The 17,648-nt window shown below is 63.2% G+C and carries 20 protein-coding genes; 6 read left to right on the top strand and 14 right to left on the bottom strand.

Features of this window, described 5'->3' with window-relative positions:
* Positions 1–44: 44 nt before the first annotated feature.
* Entirely contained in the window at positions 45–1,034 is a 990-nt protein-coding gene (locus K9F62_07180) for a DUF3089 domain-containing protein (GenBank protein UJX42443.1), read from the bottom strand.
* 122 nt (positions 1,035–1,156) lie between these two features.
* Positions 1,157–2,578 (bottom strand): cardiolipin synthase, encoded by a 1,422-nt coding sequence (cls, locus tag K9F62_07175; protein ID UJX42442.1) that lies wholly within the window; start codon positions 2,576–2,578, stop codon positions 1,157–1,159.
* 149 nt (positions 2,579–2,727) lie between these two features.
* Between cls and K9F62_07170 the strand changes: the two genes are divergently transcribed.
* Positions 2,728–3,330, top strand: a complete 603-nt coding sequence (locus tag K9F62_07170; GenBank protein UJX42441.1) for a hypothetical protein — start codon at positions 2,728–2,730, stop codon at positions 3,328–3,330.
* A 126-nt stretch (positions 3,331–3,456) separates the two neighbouring features.
* Here the strand turns inward: K9F62_07170 and K9F62_07165 are convergent, their stop codons facing one another.
* The 5 genes from K9F62_07165 to K9F62_07145 all read right to left on the bottom strand — a co-directional run bounded on the left by K9F62_07165 (position 3,457) and on the right by K9F62_07145 (position 6,373).
* Complete coding sequence (locus K9F62_07165) at positions 3,457–4,734, bottom strand: histidine kinase (GenBank protein UJX42440.1); 1,278 nt, start codon at positions 4,732–4,734, stop codon at positions 3,457–3,459.
* A gap of 330 nt (positions 4,735–5,064) precedes the next feature.
* Positions 5,065–5,295 carry a MoaD/ThiS family protein gene (locus tag K9F62_07160; protein ID UJX42439.1) on the bottom strand — a complete coding sequence of 77 codons (231 nt, stop codon included), beginning with the start codon at positions 5,293–5,295 and terminating at the stop codon, positions 5,065–5,067.
* A complete protein-coding gene (locus K9F62_07155; protein ID UJX42438.1) occupies positions 5,292–5,591 on the bottom strand; it encodes a hypothetical protein in 300 nt (99 codons plus the stop codon). The genes K9F62_07160 and K9F62_07155 overlap by 4 nt, the downstream gene beginning before the upstream one ends.
* Before the next feature lie 18 nt (positions 5,592–5,609).
* Positions 5,610–6,134 carry an acyl-CoA thioesterase gene (locus K9F62_07150; GenBank protein ID UJX42437.1) on the bottom strand — a complete coding sequence of 175 codons (525 nt, stop codon included), beginning with the start codon at positions 6,132–6,134 and terminating at the stop codon, positions 5,610–5,612.
* Positions 6,131–6,373, bottom strand: a complete 243-nt coding sequence (locus K9F62_07145) for a hypothetical protein (protein ID UJX42436.1) — start codon at positions 6,371–6,373, stop codon at positions 6,131–6,133. Before K9F62_07145 ends, K9F62_07150 begins: the two co-directional genes overlap by 4 nt.
* A gap of 226 nt (positions 6,374–6,599) precedes the next feature.
* On the opposite strand from K9F62_07145, the gene K9F62_07140 reads away from it, so the two are divergent.
* The 3 genes from K9F62_07140 (at position 6,600) to K9F62_07130 (ending at position 9,228) form a co-directional block, all read left to right on the top strand.
* Entirely contained in the window at positions 6,600–7,712 is a 1,113-nt protein-coding gene (locus tag K9F62_07140) for a choloylglycine hydrolase family protein (GenBank protein UJX42435.1), read from the top strand.
* A 76-nt stretch (positions 7,713–7,788) separates the two neighbouring features.
* Positions 7,789–8,793: a transporter gene (locus tag K9F62_07135; protein UJX42434.1), complete on the top strand. Its 1,005-nt coding sequence runs from the start codon at positions 7,789–7,791 to the stop codon at positions 8,791–8,793.
* Between the two features lie 213 nt (positions 8,794–9,006).
* Complete coding sequence (locus K9F62_07130) at positions 9,007–9,228, top strand: hypothetical protein (GenBank protein UJX42433.1); 222 nt, start codon at positions 9,007–9,009, stop codon at positions 9,226–9,228.
* 18 nt (positions 9,229–9,246) lie between these two features.
* Here K9F62_07130 and K9F62_07125 read toward each other — a convergent pair whose 3' ends face one another.
* The 7 genes from K9F62_07125 to flgB all read right to left on the bottom strand — a co-directional run bounded on the left by K9F62_07125 (position 9,247) and on the right by flgB (position 15,371).
* Complete coding sequence (locus K9F62_07125; protein UJX42432.1) at positions 9,247–10,572, bottom strand: FliI/YscN family ATPase; 1,326 nt, start codon at positions 10,570–10,572, stop codon at positions 9,247–9,249.
* A complete protein-coding gene (locus K9F62_07120; protein ID UJX42431.1) occupies positions 10,559–11,308 on the bottom strand; it encodes a flagellar assembly protein FliH in 750 nt (249 codons plus the stop codon). The genes K9F62_07125 and K9F62_07120 overlap by 14 nt, the downstream gene beginning before the upstream one ends.
* The gene (gene fliG, locus K9F62_07115; protein ID UJX42430.1) at positions 11,295–12,293 is read right to left on the bottom strand and encodes a flagellar motor switch protein FliG; all 999 of its coding nucleotides are present in this window, start codon (positions 12,291–12,293) and stop codon (positions 11,295–11,297) included. The genes K9F62_07120 and fliG overlap by 14 nt, the downstream gene beginning before the upstream one ends.
* A gap of 206 nt (positions 12,294–12,499) precedes the next feature.
* Positions 12,500–14,140, bottom strand: coding sequence for a flagellar M-ring protein FliF (fliF, locus tag K9F62_07110; GenBank protein UJX42429.1), 1,641 nt, complete (start codon positions 14,138–14,140; stop codon positions 12,500–12,502).
* Between the two features lie 41 nt (positions 14,141–14,181).
* A complete protein-coding gene (gene fliE, locus K9F62_07105) occupies positions 14,182–14,508 on the bottom strand; it encodes a flagellar hook-basal body complex protein FliE (GenBank protein UJX43163.1) in 327 nt (108 codons plus the stop codon).
* Between the two features lie 9 nt (positions 14,509–14,517).
* Positions 14,518–14,958: a flagellar basal body rod protein FlgC gene (flgC, locus tag K9F62_07100; GenBank protein UJX42428.1), complete on the bottom strand. Its 441-nt coding sequence runs from the start codon at positions 14,956–14,958 to the stop codon at positions 14,518–14,520.
* Positions 14,959–14,960: 2 nt separating this feature from the next.
* On the bottom strand, positions 14,961–15,371 hold the full coding sequence (gene flgB / locus K9F62_07095) for a flagellar basal body rod protein FlgB (protein ID UJX42427.1): 411 nt from the start codon (positions 15,369–15,371) through the stop codon (positions 14,961–14,963).
* A 386-nt stretch (positions 15,372–15,757) separates the two neighbouring features.
* Between flgB and K9F62_07090 the strand changes: the two genes are divergently transcribed.
* Together K9F62_07090 and K9F62_07085 are read left to right on the top strand one after the other, a co-directional pair.
* Entirely contained in the window at positions 15,758–16,330 is a 573-nt protein-coding gene (locus K9F62_07090) for a tetratricopeptide repeat protein (protein UJX42426.1), read from the top strand.
* Between the two features lie 142 nt (positions 16,331–16,472).
* A complete protein-coding gene (locus K9F62_07085) occupies positions 16,473–17,066 on the top strand; it encodes an IMP cyclohydrolase (GenBank protein UJX42425.1) in 594 nt (197 codons plus the stop codon).
* The last annotated feature ends 582 nt before the right edge of the window (positions 17,067–17,648 follow it).

The following is a 17,648-nucleotide window of genomic DNA, read 5'->3' as shown; positions in this document are numbered from 1 at the left end:
CCGCAGGCGCAATGCCGCCGGGGATCGCGCCGCGTTCCTGCCTGCTAAGGGCGATGTTCCCTGCGGTAGGTTTCGCAACGCAACTTTGCGTTCGCCTTCACGTTGTCGAAGAAAAAATCATAATCATAGCGGTGATAGCATTCCTTGCCCATGAACATCTTGAGTTGCCCGGCGATCTCGGGCCGCGGCGTCGGAATCTCGAGCGCCCCGCTGTCGTTGATGCGGGCGGCGGTGAAATGCGGCACGACCAGGGGCGGTTTGTCTTCGCGCAAAATTCTCGCCGCGATGTCCATGGAGGCCGGATACTCCTTTTGGTCCGTGGTCCAGGACAAGGGGTTCACGCACCGGGCACCGGGCAGCACCGTCGGCGAAACGCCCCCGGGGCCGACCGTGTTCCAGGTCAGCAGCACACCCGTTTCGTCGGGACGCCGGCCCAGGCGCAGGCCTATCCGGGCCAAATCGGCATCCGTGAACGTCCAACCGGGCATATAGGCGGCAACCAGCTTGCTTTTATCCAACAGCCCGGGATTGCGCAGCAGCATCAGCAGCAGGACATTGGAGCCCTGGCTGTGGCTCGCCAGGATAAACGGACGCCCCTTGTTGAGGTGGCGCAAATAATATTCGAACGCCGCCGTAATATCCCCGACCGGCGTCTCGAGATATTTCGCCTTTGCCGCGTCGCCCATCATCATGACTTCGATGTTGACCTGGCGATACCGTGGGGCGAACACGTTGCAGCTGTCGGAAAAGGCCGCCGTTACCCAGCGGACGCTATCCTTGTCCGTTTTGGCGTTGAGCGCCTTGTCGTCCAGGGAGGCGGTGTATTTTCCATTGGCCGGGGGGCCGTAAGTGGTCGGATGGACAAAAAACACATCGAAATCATGCACCGTCTTTTCCGGCAGCATGGACCAGTTCTTGTTCTTGCCGTAGTCGACGGCGTCATGCTGTTGCCCGGAATCGCAAAAAGCCTTGCCGCAAAGCAACAAGACCGCCAAAAGCACCATTCCCCCAAAACGACATCCCAATCTTAGCATGCCCCCTCCTTGCACCTGGCTGTCTCCAACGGTCACCGTCAACGTTTTTCGGGAGGGTGGGGGTCCGGGGGAGGGAACCCCTTTTTTCAAAAAGGGGTTCCCTCCCCCGGCTCTTTCCTTCCCTACAAAATAGGCGACAGGAGGCGGCTCAGCATGACGCCGGTTTTGAAGAAAAACGAGCGTTCCTCGTAATCGTCGGCGCTGACGGACTGGCAGAAGGTGAAGTCGGTCAGGAGCATGGCTTCGACGGCGCGGATGAACGCCGAGTCGGCCACGACCATGCTGATCTCGAAATTGAGACGAAAGGAGCGGTTGTCGCAGTTGGCCGTGCCGACCGAGGCCATGACGTCGTCGACCAGGATCACCTTCTGGTGCAGGAAGCCGTTGGTGTAGCGGTAGAATTTGACGCCCAAGGTCTCCAGGTCCGAAAGGTAGGAGAACGAGGCCAGATAGACCAGTTTGTGATCGGGCTTTTTGGGCAGCATGATGCGCACGTCCACGCCGCGCAGCACGGCCAGTTGCAGGGCGGAGATGATTTCCCGGTCCGGCACGAAATAGGGGCTGACGATCCAGAGGCGTTTTTTCGCGGCGGCGATGGACTGGAAGAAATAGAGGTCGCAGGATTCGATGTCGTCGGCCGGCCCGGTGGGCAGCACCAGCACGGGCATGTCGCCGTCGGGGGCGTGGCGCAGTTCCCAGTCGAGCTTGGGCGTGGTCCGGGTGGCCCAGTACCAGTCCTCGGCGAAGGTGAGCTGGACAAGGCTGACCGCTGGCCCCTGGCAGCGCACATGGGTGTCGCGCCAATGGCCGAAGCGCGGGCTTTTGCCCATGTATTCGTCCCCGACGTTGTGGCCGCCGACAAAGGCCGTCCTGCCGTCCACCACCACGATCTTGCGGTGGTTGCGGAAGTTGAGCTGGAGCCGGTTGCGCCAGCCGAGCGTGGTGTTAAACGCCGAAACTTGGGCCCCGGCCCGGCGCAGGTCGGCGAGATAGGCCGTGTCGAGGGAATGGCTGCCGATCTCGTCGTAGAGCACGTACACGGCCACGCCGGCCCGGGCCTTGGCCACGAGGTGGTCCTTGAGGGCCCGGCCGATCGCGTCGTCGCGGATGATGAAGAACTGGACCGCCACATACGACTCGGCCGCGTCGATGGCCGCGAAAATGGCGTCGAAGGTGGCCTGGCCGTCGATCAGAAGCTCCACGGCGTTGCCCTTGGTGAAGGGCAGTTCGGCCAGCCGTTCGATGACCGGGAAAAATCCGGGCAGACCCGGCGCGGAGGCATCGGGAAAGGCCTTGAACTGGTCGATCTCCGGGGCCAGCCTCCCGACCATCTTGTCGCCTTCGCGACGGGAGGCCACGTAGCCCTGGAAACGGTTGCGGCCGAGCACCCAGTACAGCGGCACGGCCACGTACGGAAAGGTGATCATGCCCATGACCCAGGCCATGGAGCCTTGCGGCGAGCGGGCGGTGAAAAGCGCCCGGGCCGCCGAAGCGACACCGATGGCGTGACAGGCACCGAGCAGAATCACAATGAAAAGCGCCATGGGTCCCTCGATCGGTTGGAAGTGCGGCGGAAGCGGAAGGATCGCGCGCGGCTTGACCAGCCGTGCGTTTTCCTTATACCCGGAGAAGCTACACGGCAAGAAACGCCGTGGAATTTGGCCGCAACAACCCGCTCACGGAGGCTTCGCCCATGCCTGAACAGGCTATCGACCTCGCCCTTTCCGCCCCGGTTCACGCAACCGACGGGCTCGTCGGAAGCGTCGAACGCGTCATCGTCAACCCGGAAACGGGCAAGGCCACCCATGTGGTTCTTCGGGAAGAGGCCGTTCCCAACACGTTGCGGCTGGTGGCGGAAAAATACATCGCCAAGGCCCAGGACGGCGCGCTGTACCTGTCGATTTCCCGCAAAAAAGCGTCGGAATGCCGGGAATACATCCAAACGGACTATTACTCGCCGATGTTTTTCCTGGAACTGGCCAAGGACGAGCACGTGAAGCTGCCGCTGTCCCCGGCCAGTTGGAGCGTGGAGCATCCGGCCACGCCGGAAGGCTCCGTGGCCCTGGTCGGCCACGAGACCGTTTTGGCCAGCGACGGCAAGGTCGGCCGGGTGGACGGCGTGCTGGCGGACAAGCATTCCGGCCGCATCACCCACCTGCTGCTGCGCCAGGGGCATCTGTGGGGCGCGCGCGAGGTCCAGATCCCGGCCGGGCTGGTTTCCGGCTACAAGGACGGGGAAGTGACGCTTGCCGCCACCAAGGCGGAAATCGGCGCCCTGCCGGACGTCCACGCCTGATGGGAAAGAGAAAGAAATGAAAAGCGTGCGAGAGGGGGACCCTTTTTTCCAAAAAGGGTCCCCCTCTCGCGCTCTCCCCTCCAAAAAACTTTTTTCCGCTTTCAGGGACGTGACCGACGGAGAGCGTCAGGCGCCCTCGCCCCCGTCTTTTTCCGGCTCGAGATCGAGCACTTCCTCGCCGCCGACATAGGGCATGAGAATCGGCTTCTCCACCGCCTTGATCAGGTTGGCGATGGCCCCCTTGAGGCGGTTGATGTTTTCCACGATCAGGTTGACGTACTGCATCTTCTTCTCGACATCGATGCGCTCCACGGCCAGGCCGAACAGATGCCGCATGGCGGCCTGCCCCAGGGGAGGCCAGGGCCCGGGCACGAGCTGCATGGCCTCGGCGATCATGGCCGTGGCGATGTCGTCCTCGTTGTCGAGAAACTCCTCATCCTCCTCCAGAATCAACTCGGCCGCGTTTTTCATGATGGCCAGCACGTTGTTGCCCACATGGGCCATGCCGCCGGCGGCCTTGGCCAGGGCGTCGCGCCCGAGTTCCATGCGCCGCCCCACGGTCAGGGACACGATGCGGGCGCAGTCGGCCAGGAAGTCCGGCTCGTAGCGGTCGAAAAACCTGGGCTTTTTTGAATACAGCATGACCAGGCCGAAGGCCTTGCCCGCCGGTTCGCGCAGGAAAAACACCAGCCGGCAGCGAAAGCCCTCCAGGTACGGCACGCAATCGATGGATTCGCCGCCGCGCTCGGGGCCTTGCAGATTGTTGGAGACCACAAAAAGCGCCTCGGGATCGACCACGGAGCGCATGACCGGATGGTGAGGCAACGTCTCTTCCATGAAGCGCACGAAGATGGGCGTGGCCCGGCCGGTATGGGTGTTGGCCGCGATGTTGACCCAGTTGCCCCCCTCGTCGCGCAGCCGGCAGACGTAGAGGTCGCCCTTGAGCTCCTTGAGCAGCACCTCGGCGCTTTGCTCCAGGATTTCGGCGGCGGTCTGGAAATCCTGGCCGGCGTTTATAAGCTCGTAGAGGATCTCCAGCATGAGCGCGGCCTTGTCATGGGCCTTTTTCAGCTTGCCGCAACGGTATTCGAGTTGGACGAAACCGGGGTTGGCCCGCGTGAGGCCCTCGATCTTGTGGGCCTTGACGATGTCGAGTTCCCGACGCACCGAGGTCAGGGCGGTCAATAGCGACTCCCAGCTCGTAATCGGCTGGTCCGGGTCCGGAATTTCGGCCAGGCCGGGCAACACGTCCAGGGACGTCTTGATGGAAAGCATGAGGTCGGCGATGGCCGTGCGCACGGCCGGCGGGGCCGCACCGATGATGTTGTGCAGACGTTCCCTGGGATTGAGGCCTGTAAGCAACAGCGGCGTGGCCAGTGGGCAGCAATCGGATTTAAGCGGCATGGCGCGTCCTTGAAGGTTGGCGCAATTCGCGCCTTGAACACACGATAACGCGGAGCGTCAGTCGTGTCGACAGGGGGTGCCCCGCGAATGGGAAACCCTTTTTTGAATTTGAAGAGGAAGGGGCGAGAGGGGGACCCTTTTTGAAAAAAGGGTCCCCCTCTCGCGCTCTCCCCTCCCAAAAACTTTTCCCTGTTGTGATGCCGGAGAGGGCATTCCCCATTTCGGGAAAAGATCCTTGAAAAAAGGAGAGCCCCTTTTCGCGGAGTACGGCTTCCCCCGACGGTTGTCGGGGGAGGCGGCAAGGTAGCTATATTCTAGGGGAAGTCAATATCAGCCCCCGGTAATGGGGGGCACGAAGGAAACGGTGTCGCCCGGGGAAAGCGGCGTATCCGCCCCGGCCGGCCGACCGTTTACGAGCACGGTCCCGACCGCGTCAAAGGGCAGGCCCAGCCGGGCGGCCAGGCCCGCGACGGTCTCGCCCGGTCCGATTTCCGTCTCCCCGCCCGGCGGGGCGAAGGCGGCAAGGGTGGCCAGGGCGCGCACGACAACGGAGAAACTCACGCCTCGCCTTCGGGAGCCTCAACCCAGCCGGCCAGCGCGTCGATGATCTTTTTCGCCTGGTCCCGGCTGGAAATGGCGAACTTCGACTGGACACGGTAGGTGTCCCCGGATTTCTTGTAGCGGCGGATGGCGTAGCGGTCCGGGCCATAGGCGTCCTTTTTGGGATCCCACTGGACGAACCGGAACAAGATGGTGGTCCAGGCGCCCCGGGTGAGGATCACCTTGTCCAGTTCCTTGGTCAAAAGCACGCCGTCCTCTTCATAATTGACGGTCAAATCGTCGATGGTCTCGGCCACAATGCACCTCTGTCGGGGTTATTCGCCGCGTCCCTGACGCTGGGAGTCGCGTTCGCGGCGGCGTTCGGCCAGCCGGGCTTCGCGGCGGGCGGCAGCCTCGCGGTTGCGGCGGCGGTCGTCCTCGGTTTCCAAAACGAGCGGCGGTACGGCATGGGGCCGCCGCTCGGCATCCAGGGCCACGTAGGTCAGATAGGCCGAGCCGGCATGGCGCGTCTCGCCGGTCATGGGATTTTCGCACTCCACCCGGACGCCCACCTCCATGGAGGTGGCGCCCACGAAATTGACCGAGGCCATAAACGTCACCACCTCGCCGATATAGGCGGGCTTGAGGAAGTCCATGCGGTCGATGGAGGCGGTGACCACGGCCGAGCGGGCATGGCGGATGGCCGCGATGCCGCCGGCCGTGTCGATGTACTTGAGGATGACGCCGCCGTGGACGTTTCCGGCGGGGTTGGCGTCCGGAGGGAGCATGCGCTGGGGCATGACCACCCGGCTGGCGGACACGGGCTTGGGCGCAAGCGGGCTTTGTACTGGCGGCGTCATTTTACCTTGTACCCCTTTTCCTTCATGCAGGCGTCGAGGATCGCCTCCTGCTTGTCCGCGGCCTCGCCGGCGGATTTGATCAGGGCGGTGGAGACGTAGGCCCGGGACTCGCAATCCTGATAGTCGGCATCAAGGGCCTGCTGCGGCACATTGTCGGATTTGGGGCCGGAACCGGCGCAGCCAAAGGTCAACAAGGCTGCCACGGCAAGGCAGGACGATGCGGCGAGACGACGGAGCATGGAAAAGGCCTCCTTGGGTTGAACGGCGAAACGGGAATCAGGCCGGGATGACCGTGGGACACCCTTAGCGTCCCCCGGGGCGCGTGGTCAATGCGAAGGACGCCTCGTCGGCAAAGCGTCGCTTTACCCCATCGCGCACTTGGGATAGAAAACCATAAGCTCCGACATTCCCTGTTTTCCCAAACCGTCTCACTGATTGCACACACCCTGTTACAAAGGATGTCGTATGAAACAGTACCTTTCTTGTCTCGTCGTCGTCGGCCTGTCGTTATTGCTGGCCGTTCCCCCGGTCTCGGCCTGCACCAGCATTCGCATCAAGACCACGGACGGCAAAGTCTTCTACGCCCGGACCATGGAATACGCCCAGCAACTCCACAGCGGCGTGATCACCATTCCCAAGGGCACGACCATGGCCGGCATCCTGCCCGACGGCAGCCTCGGCGGGCTCAAATGGAAGAGCACGCACGGCGTCGTGGGCATGGACGCCTTCGGGAAGCCGATTGTCTGCGACGGCATGAACGACGCCGGGCTCGTGGTCGGCGGGCTGCTGTTCCCGGGCTATGCCGGCTACCCGTCCTACAACAAAAGCAAGGCCGCCCACACCATCTCCAATTTCGATGTCGTCAAATACATCCTGTCCCAGTTCGCCACCGTGGCCGAGGTGCGTTCCGGCATGAAAGACGTCATCGTGTGCCAGGGGCCGGAAAGCCTGGACGGCGTGACCGTTGGGCCGGTGCCCATGCACTACACCGTGCATGACGCCAGCGGGGCGAGCATCGTCATCGAGTACCAAAACGGCCAATGCCACATCTACGACAATCCGCTGGGCGTGCTGACCAATTCCCCGGATTTCCCCTGGATGCGCATCTACCTGGGCAATTTCGTCAACCTCTCGGCGGTCAACGCCAAGCCCATCGACGTGAACGGATTCAAGGTGGACCCGACGGGCCAGGGTTCGGGCATGCTCGGGCTTCCCGGCGACTTCACCCCGCCCAACCGCTTCCTGCGCATGGTGGCGCTCACCCAGGCGGCCAAGCCGGTTACCGGCGCCGATGCCGGGCTGGCCCTGGTCATGACGATCATCGGCAATGTGGACATCCCCTACGGCGCGGTCCGCGACAACGGCCCGCAAGGCCCGCTGTTCGACTATACCCAGTGGACCGTTGCCGCCGACACCGCCCGCGGGCGCTTCTACTTCCGCACCTACAACGACAAGAACTGGCGCTATGTGGACGTCAAGGAATCCCTGGCCAAAGCCGGATCGGGCATCACCACCCTGCCCATCGACATCCCGGCCGACTATCCCGACGTCACGGCCCAGGCCAAAGCCGTAAAATAACCCAGGCCCGCTTGCGCGGCGAGGACGTGTCCCCCGCCGCGCGAAACCCATCATCCGCAACCCGCAGAGGCCCAGTATGAACCACGTCTCCCGCCGCCCCAGCAGCCCCCTGCCCTGCTACCTGTGCCTGGCCCTCGCCCTGAGCCTCGTCCTCTTCGCCCCCGGACGGGCGGCGGCCGTGGAGGGGGGGCTTAGCCACTACATTCCCGGAGCCTACGGCGACTTCCTCATGGGCTACATCCCCGAGGCCGGCTTCTACCTGCGCAACGACACCCTGCACCAATCCTACCACATGGACGGCACGCTCAAGGGCGGACGCGCCTACGCCGGACTCAAGGTCCATTCGGTGCTCAACCTCACCAAGATGTCCTACATGTTCGACGTGCCGGCCATAAACGGCCTGCTCGGCATCGGCGTCGGCGTGCCCGTGATCATAAACGAGCACATCACCGGCGACCTGGCGGCCAACTACACGACCCGGGCCGCAGCGACGGGGCTCGATACGCCCCACCATCTCGCGTACGGCGCGGGCGGCGACCGGGGCGGACTGTCCGACATCTTCCTCATGCCGGTCATCGCCGCCTGGAACCCCGGCGAATGCCACATCGCCGTCATGCCCATCGTGTTTTTGCCGACCGGCTATTACAACAAGCACAAGCTGACCAACCTCGGCATGAACTTCGCCACCTTCGACGGCAACGTGGCCTTCACCTGGCTGCACAAGGGAAAATACGAGATCTCGCTCAACGCCGGCTACATGATCAACACCGAAAACCCCTCCACCCATTACCTCTCGGGCAACCAGCTGCATGTGGACTGGACCGCGGCCTACCACTTCACCCCGCGCTTCGGCCTGGGCGCGGTGGGCTACCTGCTCGCCCAGACCACGCCGGATTCGGGCACGGGAGCCAAAATGGGCTCCTTCGAGTCCTCGGGGTCGGGCATCGGCCCGGCCGCCACCTACACCGTGCCCATCGGCGGCAAGGACCTGATGCTCATGGCCAAGTGGATCCACGACCTCGGCGCCAGCCATTCCTTTCTGGGCGACACGATCTACGGCTCCTTCGCCATCAAATTTTAGGGAGGGGAGGAAAGAAGAGAAGAGGGTGCGAGAGGGGAAACCCTTTGAAAAGGGTTCTCCCCTCTCGCGCTCTCCCCTTCCCAAACTTTTTGACGGGGACAGGGATTCCCGTAACAAATTTATTTTATTAAAAGTCTTTGGAAAGGGGGCCTGGGGGCAACCTTTCGGAAGACAAGGTTTCCCCCCGGCTCTCACCCTCAAAAGGAGAAAAAAATGCACGGATTCTACGAATACGGCACGTTCGGCGGCGGGTTGCTCTCGTTTCTGATCACCCTGGCCATTTTGGCGCTCATCTTCCTGGTCTGTCGGGAAATCGTGTGCTGGTACTGGAAGATCAACCGGGCCATGGAGCTTCTGGAGCGCCAGAACCTGCTGCTCGAGCGCATTGAGGCCAAGATTTCGGCGGTCTCCGGATCGAACGGCAAGACGAGCTGACCGCGCGCCCGGGGCCTATTATTTCATGAGCGCCAGGATAGCCTGAAAGCTCTCGTCAAGCGTCTGACTTTCGTCCACGGCCTGGCGCAAGAAGCCGTTGATGGGGCCGATCATGTCGATGGCCCGGTCGATTTCGGGGTTGGCCCCCCGGGCGTAGGCCCCGATATTGACCATATCCTCCACCCGCCGGTAGGTGGCGAGCAGGCGGATCATCTCCCGGCCGGCGGTCAGCGCCTCCTGGGGCGTCACGTCCGAGCGCAGACGGCTGATGGACCTCAGCACGTCGATGGCCGGGAAATGCCCCTGGTCGGCCAGGTCGCGCGTCAGCACGATATGGCCGTCGAGGATGGAACGCACGGCGTCGGCGATGGGTTCGTTGAAGTCGTCGCCGTCCACGAGCACGGTATAAATGCCGGTAATGCTGCCCTTGCCGTTCTTGCCGGCCCGCTCCAGGAGCTTGGGCAGCTGGGCGAACACCGAGGGCGTGTAGCCGCGCGTGGTCGGCGGCTCGCCGGCGGCCAGGCCCACTTCCCGGCCGGCCATGGCGAAACGGGTGACGGAATCCATCATGAGGATGACGTCACCCCCCTGGTCCCGAAAAAATTCGGCCATGGCCGTGGCCGCGTAGGCGGCGCGCATGCGAATCAGCGGGCTCTGGTCCGAGGTGGCCACGACAACGACCGAGCGGGCCATGCCCTCGGGGCCAAGGTCCTTTTCGATGAATTCCCGCAGTTCCCGGCCGCGTTCGCCGACCAGCCCGATGACGTTGATGTCGGCCTTGGTGTTGCGGGCGATCATGCCCATAAGCGTCGATTTTCCGACGCCGGAACCGGCCATGATGCCGACGCGCTGGCCCTTGCCGAGGGTGAGCAGGCCGTTTATGGCCCGCACGCCCACATCCATGGGCTCGTTTATGCGCGGACGGTCCATGGGCATGGGCGCGGGAGCGAAGATGGGATTGAACCGGGCGGGGAGTATGGGGTCGCCGTCGTCGATGGGGGTGCCGAAGGCGTCGATGACCCGGCCGAGATAGCGCCGGCCCACCGGGAAAAGCGGCGGCGTGCTGGTGTTGCGGATCAGCGTTCCCGGCGCGATACCGCGTAGGTCGCCATAGGGCATGAACAGGCAGGCCCCGTCGCGAAACCCCACCACCTCGGCCGGCACCTCGCACACCTGTCCGCCGCCGCCGCCATCGGATAAAAGCTGGCAGACCGATCCGACCGGGGCGCGAATCCCCCGGCCCTCGGCGATAAGCCCCACCACCTTGGACACCTTGCCGAAGGTGCGTGCCGGCTGGAGCTGCTCCAGAAAAGCTATGGCCCCGGAGGCGTCAAGAGCCGGCATCGTCGTCCCCCGAAGCGGCAAGCTGGTCGAAAATCTTTTCCACCTCGGAAAAACGGCTGCCGATGGAATTGTCCACCAGCCCGTCCGGGCTCTCGAGAATCAGGCTGCCGGGAATAAGCTGGGGGTCCGTGCGCACCAGGACCTTGTCGAGCCCGCCGCGTTCCTGGGCCGCCCGGGCGATGAGCTCGCGCACCAGCGGCTCGTCGTCGGGATGGGCGACCACGGTGAGGCTGGCCTTGGCATCCATGAGTTCCAGGGATTCATTGAAAAGATTGCCGAGGATTTCTTCCCGCCGGGCGTCGATGGCGGCCATGGTGGTGCGCTCCACGGCCAGGCGCAAAAGGCTGATGAATTCCTCACGGTGCGCCGTCCACAGCTTGCTCCGCTCGGCGGTCAGGGACTCCAGCATGGAGCCAAGGGATGTGGACATCTGGGCCAGTTCGGCCTGGATCTGCCCGCCGGCGGCGGCCACGCCCGCGGCGTAGCCCTCTTCCTGGGCCTTGGCCTTCAGGCGTTCGCCCTCGGCCATGGCCTCGGCGATGATGGCCGACGCCTTGGCCTTGGCCTTGGCCCGCACCCGCTCCCAGAACTGGGCCTCGACCTCCTCGAAATGCATGGGCGAACGGCGCGACTCCATCTCCGAGACGGTCGTCTCGGCCTCGCCGCCGTCGGTGCCCGGGCCGAGGATCACCCGGCCGGTCATCACGCCCAAAGCGTCGCCGTCAGATAAAGACATCCCCGCCTCCGCGGCCGATGGCGATCTTGCCCTCGACTTCCAGACGCCGCACGGTCTTGACCACGTTTTGCTGGGCGGCCTCCACCTCGGCCAGGCGGATGGGGCCCATGATTTCCAGGTCTTCCTGGATCATGGTGGCGGCGCGCTCGGAGAGGTTCTTGAAGAACTTGTCGCGCAGCTCCTCGGAAGCGCCCTTCAAGGCCTGGGTCAGTTCCTCGTTGGAGACTTCCTTCAGGAGTTCGCGGATGGCCCGGTCGTCGAGGCCCTTGATGTCCTCGAACACGAACATGAGGTTCCTGATGTCCTCGGCCATCTGGGCGGACTCTTCCTCGATCTCGGAGAGGACCTCTTCCTCGGTGGCGCGGTCCACGGCGTTTAAAATTTCGGCCACGGCCGTGATGCCGCCGACCTTCTTGCCTTCCTTGCCGCCCATGGCGATGAGCTGATTTTGCAGCACCTTGTCCACCTCGAGCAGCATGTCCTCGGCCACGGCCTCGAGCTTGGAAAGGCGCATGAGCACTTCGGCCCGCACCCCGGACGGCAGGTTCTGGAGCAGTTCGGCCGCCTGATCGGGATGCAGGTGGCCGAGGATGAGCGCCAGGGTCTGCGGGTGTTCGTTGCGCAGAATCTGGGCCAGGATGCGCGGGGAGACGTTGACCAGCTCCTGGAAGGGCGTGGGGCCGGTGTCGAGCTCCAGGGTCTCCATGATGTACTTGGCCGTGTCCGCGTCCAGGGTTTTGGACAGCATGCGGCGCACCTGTTCGGGGCCGCCCGTGACCATGTCCTTGCCGACCTGCATGGTCTCGTTGAATTCCCGGACCACCTCCTCGACCTGCTCCCTGGGCACGGTCTCCATCTCCATCATGGCCTTGGAGATGCGGGCGATCTCCTTGCGCTCCAGGCGTTTGAACACCTCGCCGGTGAACTTTTCGCCAAGCGCCAGGCACAAGACGGCGGTTTTCTGCGGTCCGGTCATGGTGGACATCTCCAGTCAATTCTCCTGGGGGAAACCTTGTCTTCCGAAAGGTTGCCCCCAGGCCCCCTTTCCAAAGACTTGCAACGCTACCGGCGTATCGCCCGAGTCAGACCTAGTACGTTAAAAAGTTGCGGAAAGGGAGAGCGCGAGAGGGGAGAACCCTTTTTCAAGGGTTTCCCCTCCCGCACCCTCTTTTCAAAAAATCCGCTTTCATCCTAAGCCTCTTGCTTGAGCCAGGATTTGAGCAGGGTCATGGACTGCTCCATGTTTTCCTCGAACAGTTGCATGGCCAGGTTCTTGGCCAGTTCGAATTCCTTGCCGCCCTCGAGCATGGCCACGCCCTCGCCTTCCTCGGGTTCGGCCAGGGCCAGCCGCGCCTCGCCTTCGGGCAGCCGTTCGAGGGTCTCGATCTCCTCTTCCGTGACCCGCGGGCGAATGAGCGCCAGGACCACCGGCCGCACCACCAGGATCAGGAAGAGGAAGAGCAGCAGGCCGTTTAAGAAAGGCTTGCCCAGCCGCTGGGCGTATTCCAGCATGGTCTGGACCAGACTCGGCTGGTCCGAGCCGTCCGGCGCGCCGAACTCGAAACTCGACACCTGGATCTCGTCCCCGCGCGAGGGGTCGAGGCCGGCCGCCCGGGCCACCACCTGCTTGATGCGCTCGAGCTCCTCGGCCTTTCTGGGCACGAAGGTGTAGGTCTCCTTATCCTTGTCCTTGACGTAGGTCCCGTCCACGATAACCGCGATGGACTGGCGCTTCAAGTCGCCGACCGGGGTGACGACGTTTTGCTCTTCCTTGTTGATCTCGAAGTTGGTGGTGCTGTTCTGACGGCTGGATTTCTGGTTGGACTGGGTGCCGGAATAGCCCGAGCCCTGAAAATTGTTGTTAGGCACGGCCGCGCCGCCGCCGCGCGGGGTCACGGTCTGGCCGGAGGCGTCCACGGCCGCCGTGCCGGAGGTGTTCTCCTCGCTTTTCTGCTCGCTGCGCACCACGGTGACGTTGGGGTCGTAGAGCTCCTTGCGGATGGTGCGCTGGCTGAAATCAAGGTCCGCGTTGGCTTTGACGATGGACCGGCCGGGGCCGACGATGGGGGTCAGCAGCTGCTCGATGCGGTTTTCGAGATTGGATTCGTAGGTGTTCTTGAATTCGAACTGGCTGGTGGACATGCCGCCCAGGCCCGAATCGCCGCGGGGCTGGTACAGGGACTGGCCCGTGGTGTCGGTGATGGTGATGTGCTCGGGGGTAAGGCCTTCCACGGCCATGGACACCAGATTGACGATGCCCTGGAGCTGCTTGGCGTCAAGTTTTTGGCCACGCTTGAGGGTCAGGACCACCGAGGCCGAGGCCTGCTTCTGTTCCTCGATAAAAAGGCTCTTCTGGGGCAGCACCAGATGGACACGGGCTTTTTCCACCTGGGGAAATTCGGTGATGGTGCGGGCCAGCTCGCCTTGCAGGGCCCGGGTGTAATTGATGCGCTGGACGAAATCGGTCTGGCCGACCTTGAGCTGGTCGAACAGTTCGAAGCCGACGCCCTGGCCGTGCATGATGCCTTCGCCGGCGATTTTCAGACGCTGCTCGTAGACCGACTCGGCCGGGACCATGATGGTGGCGCCATTGTCGCGCAGCTCGTAGGGCGTCTTGGACGCCTTGAGCTGCTCCACCACCCGGGCCGCGTCCTCCGGGGCCAGCCTGGTGTAGAGCACGCGCATCTCCGGCTGGTTGAGGAAATAGGTCATGACCAGGAAGGCGACGATCGTGGAAGCGGCCAGTCCCCCAAGCAGCAAGCGCTGGGTGGCGGTACGGTTGGACCAGTACTGGATGAGCTTTTCGAAACTCTGCTTGAAGAAAGGAGGCATGGCGTTTCTCCCGGAGCGCGTCGGTTATCGAAACGGGGTCCCTAGAACTGCATCTTCACCAGTTCTTTGTAGGCCTCGAGCACTTTGCCCCGCACCGCCGTGGTCATCTGCATGGCCATGCCGGCCTTTTGCAGATTGATCATCAGCTCGTGCACGTTCTGGCTCTTGCCGGCGGCAAAGGCTTCGACCATGTCGTTCTTCTCGTTTTGCATATTGTTGACGGTCGAAAGCGAGTCCGTGAGCATCTGGCCGAAGCCCTCGGCCGGCGCGCCCGGCTTGGTCAGGGACTTGGAAACCGTGGCGTCGATGGCCCCGGTCTGGGACAACGCGGTCTTGTAGGCATTAAGCGCCAGGGGAGAAATCATGATACGCCTCCGTTATCGCCCGATTTCCAGGGCTTTGCTGAACATGGTCTTGACGGTGCCGATCGACGCGCTCGAAGATTCGTAGCTGCGCATGGCCGTGATCATGTTGGCCATCTCCTCCACCACGTTGATGTCGGGATAGGCCACGTAGCCTTCGGCGTTGGCGTCGGGGTGGCCCGGTTCGTACTGCATGCGGAAGGGGCGGTTGTCGTTGACGAGCCCCGTGACCTTGACCCCGGCCAGTTCGCGGTCCTGGGCGGTCTTCATGGCCTCGGAAAAGGGCGAGTCGATGGGGGTGGATTCGAGCATCACGGACTTGCGCACATAGGGGCCGCCGCCGTTGACCGTGCGGGTGGTCCGGATGTTGGCCAAGTTCATGGAGATGGTGTTCATCAGGGTGCGTTGGGCGGACATGCCCGAGGACCCGATGTCCATGGCGGTAAAGAGGTCCATGTCTACTTACCTCCCTCGGCGATGACCTTCTGCAGGCCCTCGAAACTCTTTTGCGTGATCTGGGTCAGGGCGTTGTACATGAGCGTGTTCTTGGCCATGATCGACATTTCCTTGTCCATGTTCACGCTGTCCAGGCCCGCCACCACGCGCGGCTTCCAGCCCATCTCGATGTTTCCCTCGAAAGTGGCCGGGGAAAACTCCTGGGACAGGTGCTTGGGTCCGGTGTGCGTCAACTTCCCCTGCGACTCGAGGCCGAGCGCGGATTGCAGCTGGCTTTCGAATTCCAGCCGGTGCGCCTTGTAGGCGGGCACATCCTGGTTGGCCAGGTTGGACATGACGACATTCTGACGCTCCAGGCGCAGGTCCAGGACCTTGCCGAGCAGGGCCGTATTTTCGGGAAATATTGATTTCATAGCCTTTTCCCTCGCTTTTCCGTGGCCGCACCGTGCGTCGGCCGATCGCTTTCGGGGGACTACTGGGCAAAAAGCGTTCCATCGGGACAGCCCCCCGACCCGGAGCTGGGAATTTTTTACCGGACCGCCGCGTTTTACTTTCTCAAAAAAATATGCTCGCCGCGCCTAACTCCCCTCTCCGAAAGCGGGATTTTCCCGCCAAAGGCCCCTTTCCAGGCACTGGCACGAGGCTTGCTTAACCTCTCGTGCCCGGCAGAACGCGCTGCCGGCATCGGCCACAAGCCGTAAAAAAAGAAAGACGCGAAAAAACACGGCGCAGGGAAGCGCGCCAACCCGGCGACGCGCACGCGATCCTAAACGCGGGCGTCGACTACGGAGGGGACGTCATGAGCGGGCAGTTGGACTACGAAATCAACAAGGAACTCGGCGAGTGCTATCTTTTCATGGGCGACCTGGACAAGGCCGAAGAATACTACTCCAAGGCCATGACCAATAACGGCGTCCATCCCGATCCGTATCTGGGGCTGGCCACCATCGCCGTGCAGCGCGGCGAGCTCGATCAGGCCATGACGCTCTACCGCAAGGCCTCCACCATCGAGCCCGACGACCGGGCCCTTTCCGGCATGGCGCTCATCGAGATGGAACGCGGCGAACCGGCCGAGGCCTTCACCCACTTCAAGGGCGCCCTGGCCAAGAACCCGGAAAACCTGGTCGCCATCTTCGGCATGGTGCGCCTGGGTCACGCTGAAAACCGTATCGAGGAAACCCTGCCCTACCTGCGGGACTACCTCGCCATCGACCCGGCCAAGCACGACGTGCGCTTCACCCTGGCCGGCTGCCTGGTGAGCCTCGGCCGCCACGCCGAGGCCGGCGCCGAACTCGAGGCCATCCTGACCCAGGACCCCCGCTACGCCGCAGCCCGGGAACTGGCCGAAGAACTCAAGCGCATCGCCGCCTGAGTCCAGCGCCTTCCGGCAGATTTCTCCCCTTCGTGCCGCCCGGCCGTGGTAAAAGCGCCACGACCGGGCGGTCCGGTCGGTCTCCAGGCTTGCCAAGCCCGATCGAGTGTGGCACCCCGCGAAAAACATCCGCGAGGTCGCCATGGAACTTCTGCCTGTCAAACGGGCGCTTTTAAGCGTCACGGATAAATCCGGCCTGCCCGAACTGGCCCGGTTTTTAAGCGCCGCCGGAGTCGAACTCGTCTCCACCGGCGGCACCCGCAAACTGCTTATGGAAGCGGGCCTGCCCGTCACCGCCGTCAGCGACGTGACGGGATTTCCGGAAATCCTGGGCGGCCGCGTCAAGACCCTGCATCCCCATATCCACGGCGGCATCCTGGCCGACAAGGACAACCCCGAACACCTGGCCACCCTGGCGAAGCACGGCATCGCCCCCTTCGATATGGTGGTGGTCAACCTCTACGCCTTCGAAAAGGCGCTGGAAAAAGGCCTGGCCCTGCCCGAAATGGTCGAACAGATCGACATCGGCGGCCCCACCCTGCTGCGGGCCTCGGCCAAAAACTTCTCCAGCATCCTGGTGGTGCCCGACCCGGCCTTCTACCCCGAGGTCATGGACACCCTGGCCCAAAACGCCATGGCCGCCCCCCTGGCCCTGCGCCAGAAAACCGCCGCCGCCACCTTCGCCAAGACCAGCGCCTACGACACCGCCATCGCCGCGTACTTGAAAGACGCATAAGATCGGGGGAGATGTGCCTCCGGCGGCCAGGGGGAAACTTTTTGAAAAAAGTTTCCCCCTGGACCCCCTTCAAAAACTTTCAACGGGAAGAAATTTAAAATTTTTCGGCCTGTTGGGATGGAGAGAAGGGTAAGGAGGCGAGCGTCCAGCGGTCATACGCACTTCCGTCGTCCCCCCGGCCGTAAGGCCGGAACCCCACCGCCAAAAGGACCGCACCCGCTCCGGATGGACGGTGTGGCCGAAGCCGCCGCCGGCCTCGTCGGCCGCAATCTCTTTTTCCATCTGACAGAAGGCATAGGCCCGTCGTTTCGAACCGGGACCGCTCCGCTCCCGCCTATGAGCCGCATGGCCTGGGTCGGGGGGAGGGGGCGCGGCGGCGAAGGCGTATTTTTCAAATATGCGCCGCCCGCCGCCGCGCCCCCTCCCCCCGACCTTCAACCCCAAAAACGCGCCGAAGGCGCTGTATCCCGATGAAAAGAAGACGACTTTTCCCGACCTCGTTCCTGTGATAATCAACCGAAAACGCCTTTCGGCTCGCGCTCCGGCCAGTTTCTTTCCCCCCGCCCTGGCTGTCATTTTTTG

Source organism: Desulfovibrio sp. JY, assembly GCA_021730285.1.
In the GTDB taxonomy this organism is placed as follows: Bacteria; Desulfobacterota; Desulfovibrionia; order Desulfovibrionales; family Desulfovibrionaceae; genus Solidesulfovibrio.
This window is presented reverse-complemented; position numbering and strand designations above follow the sequence as displayed.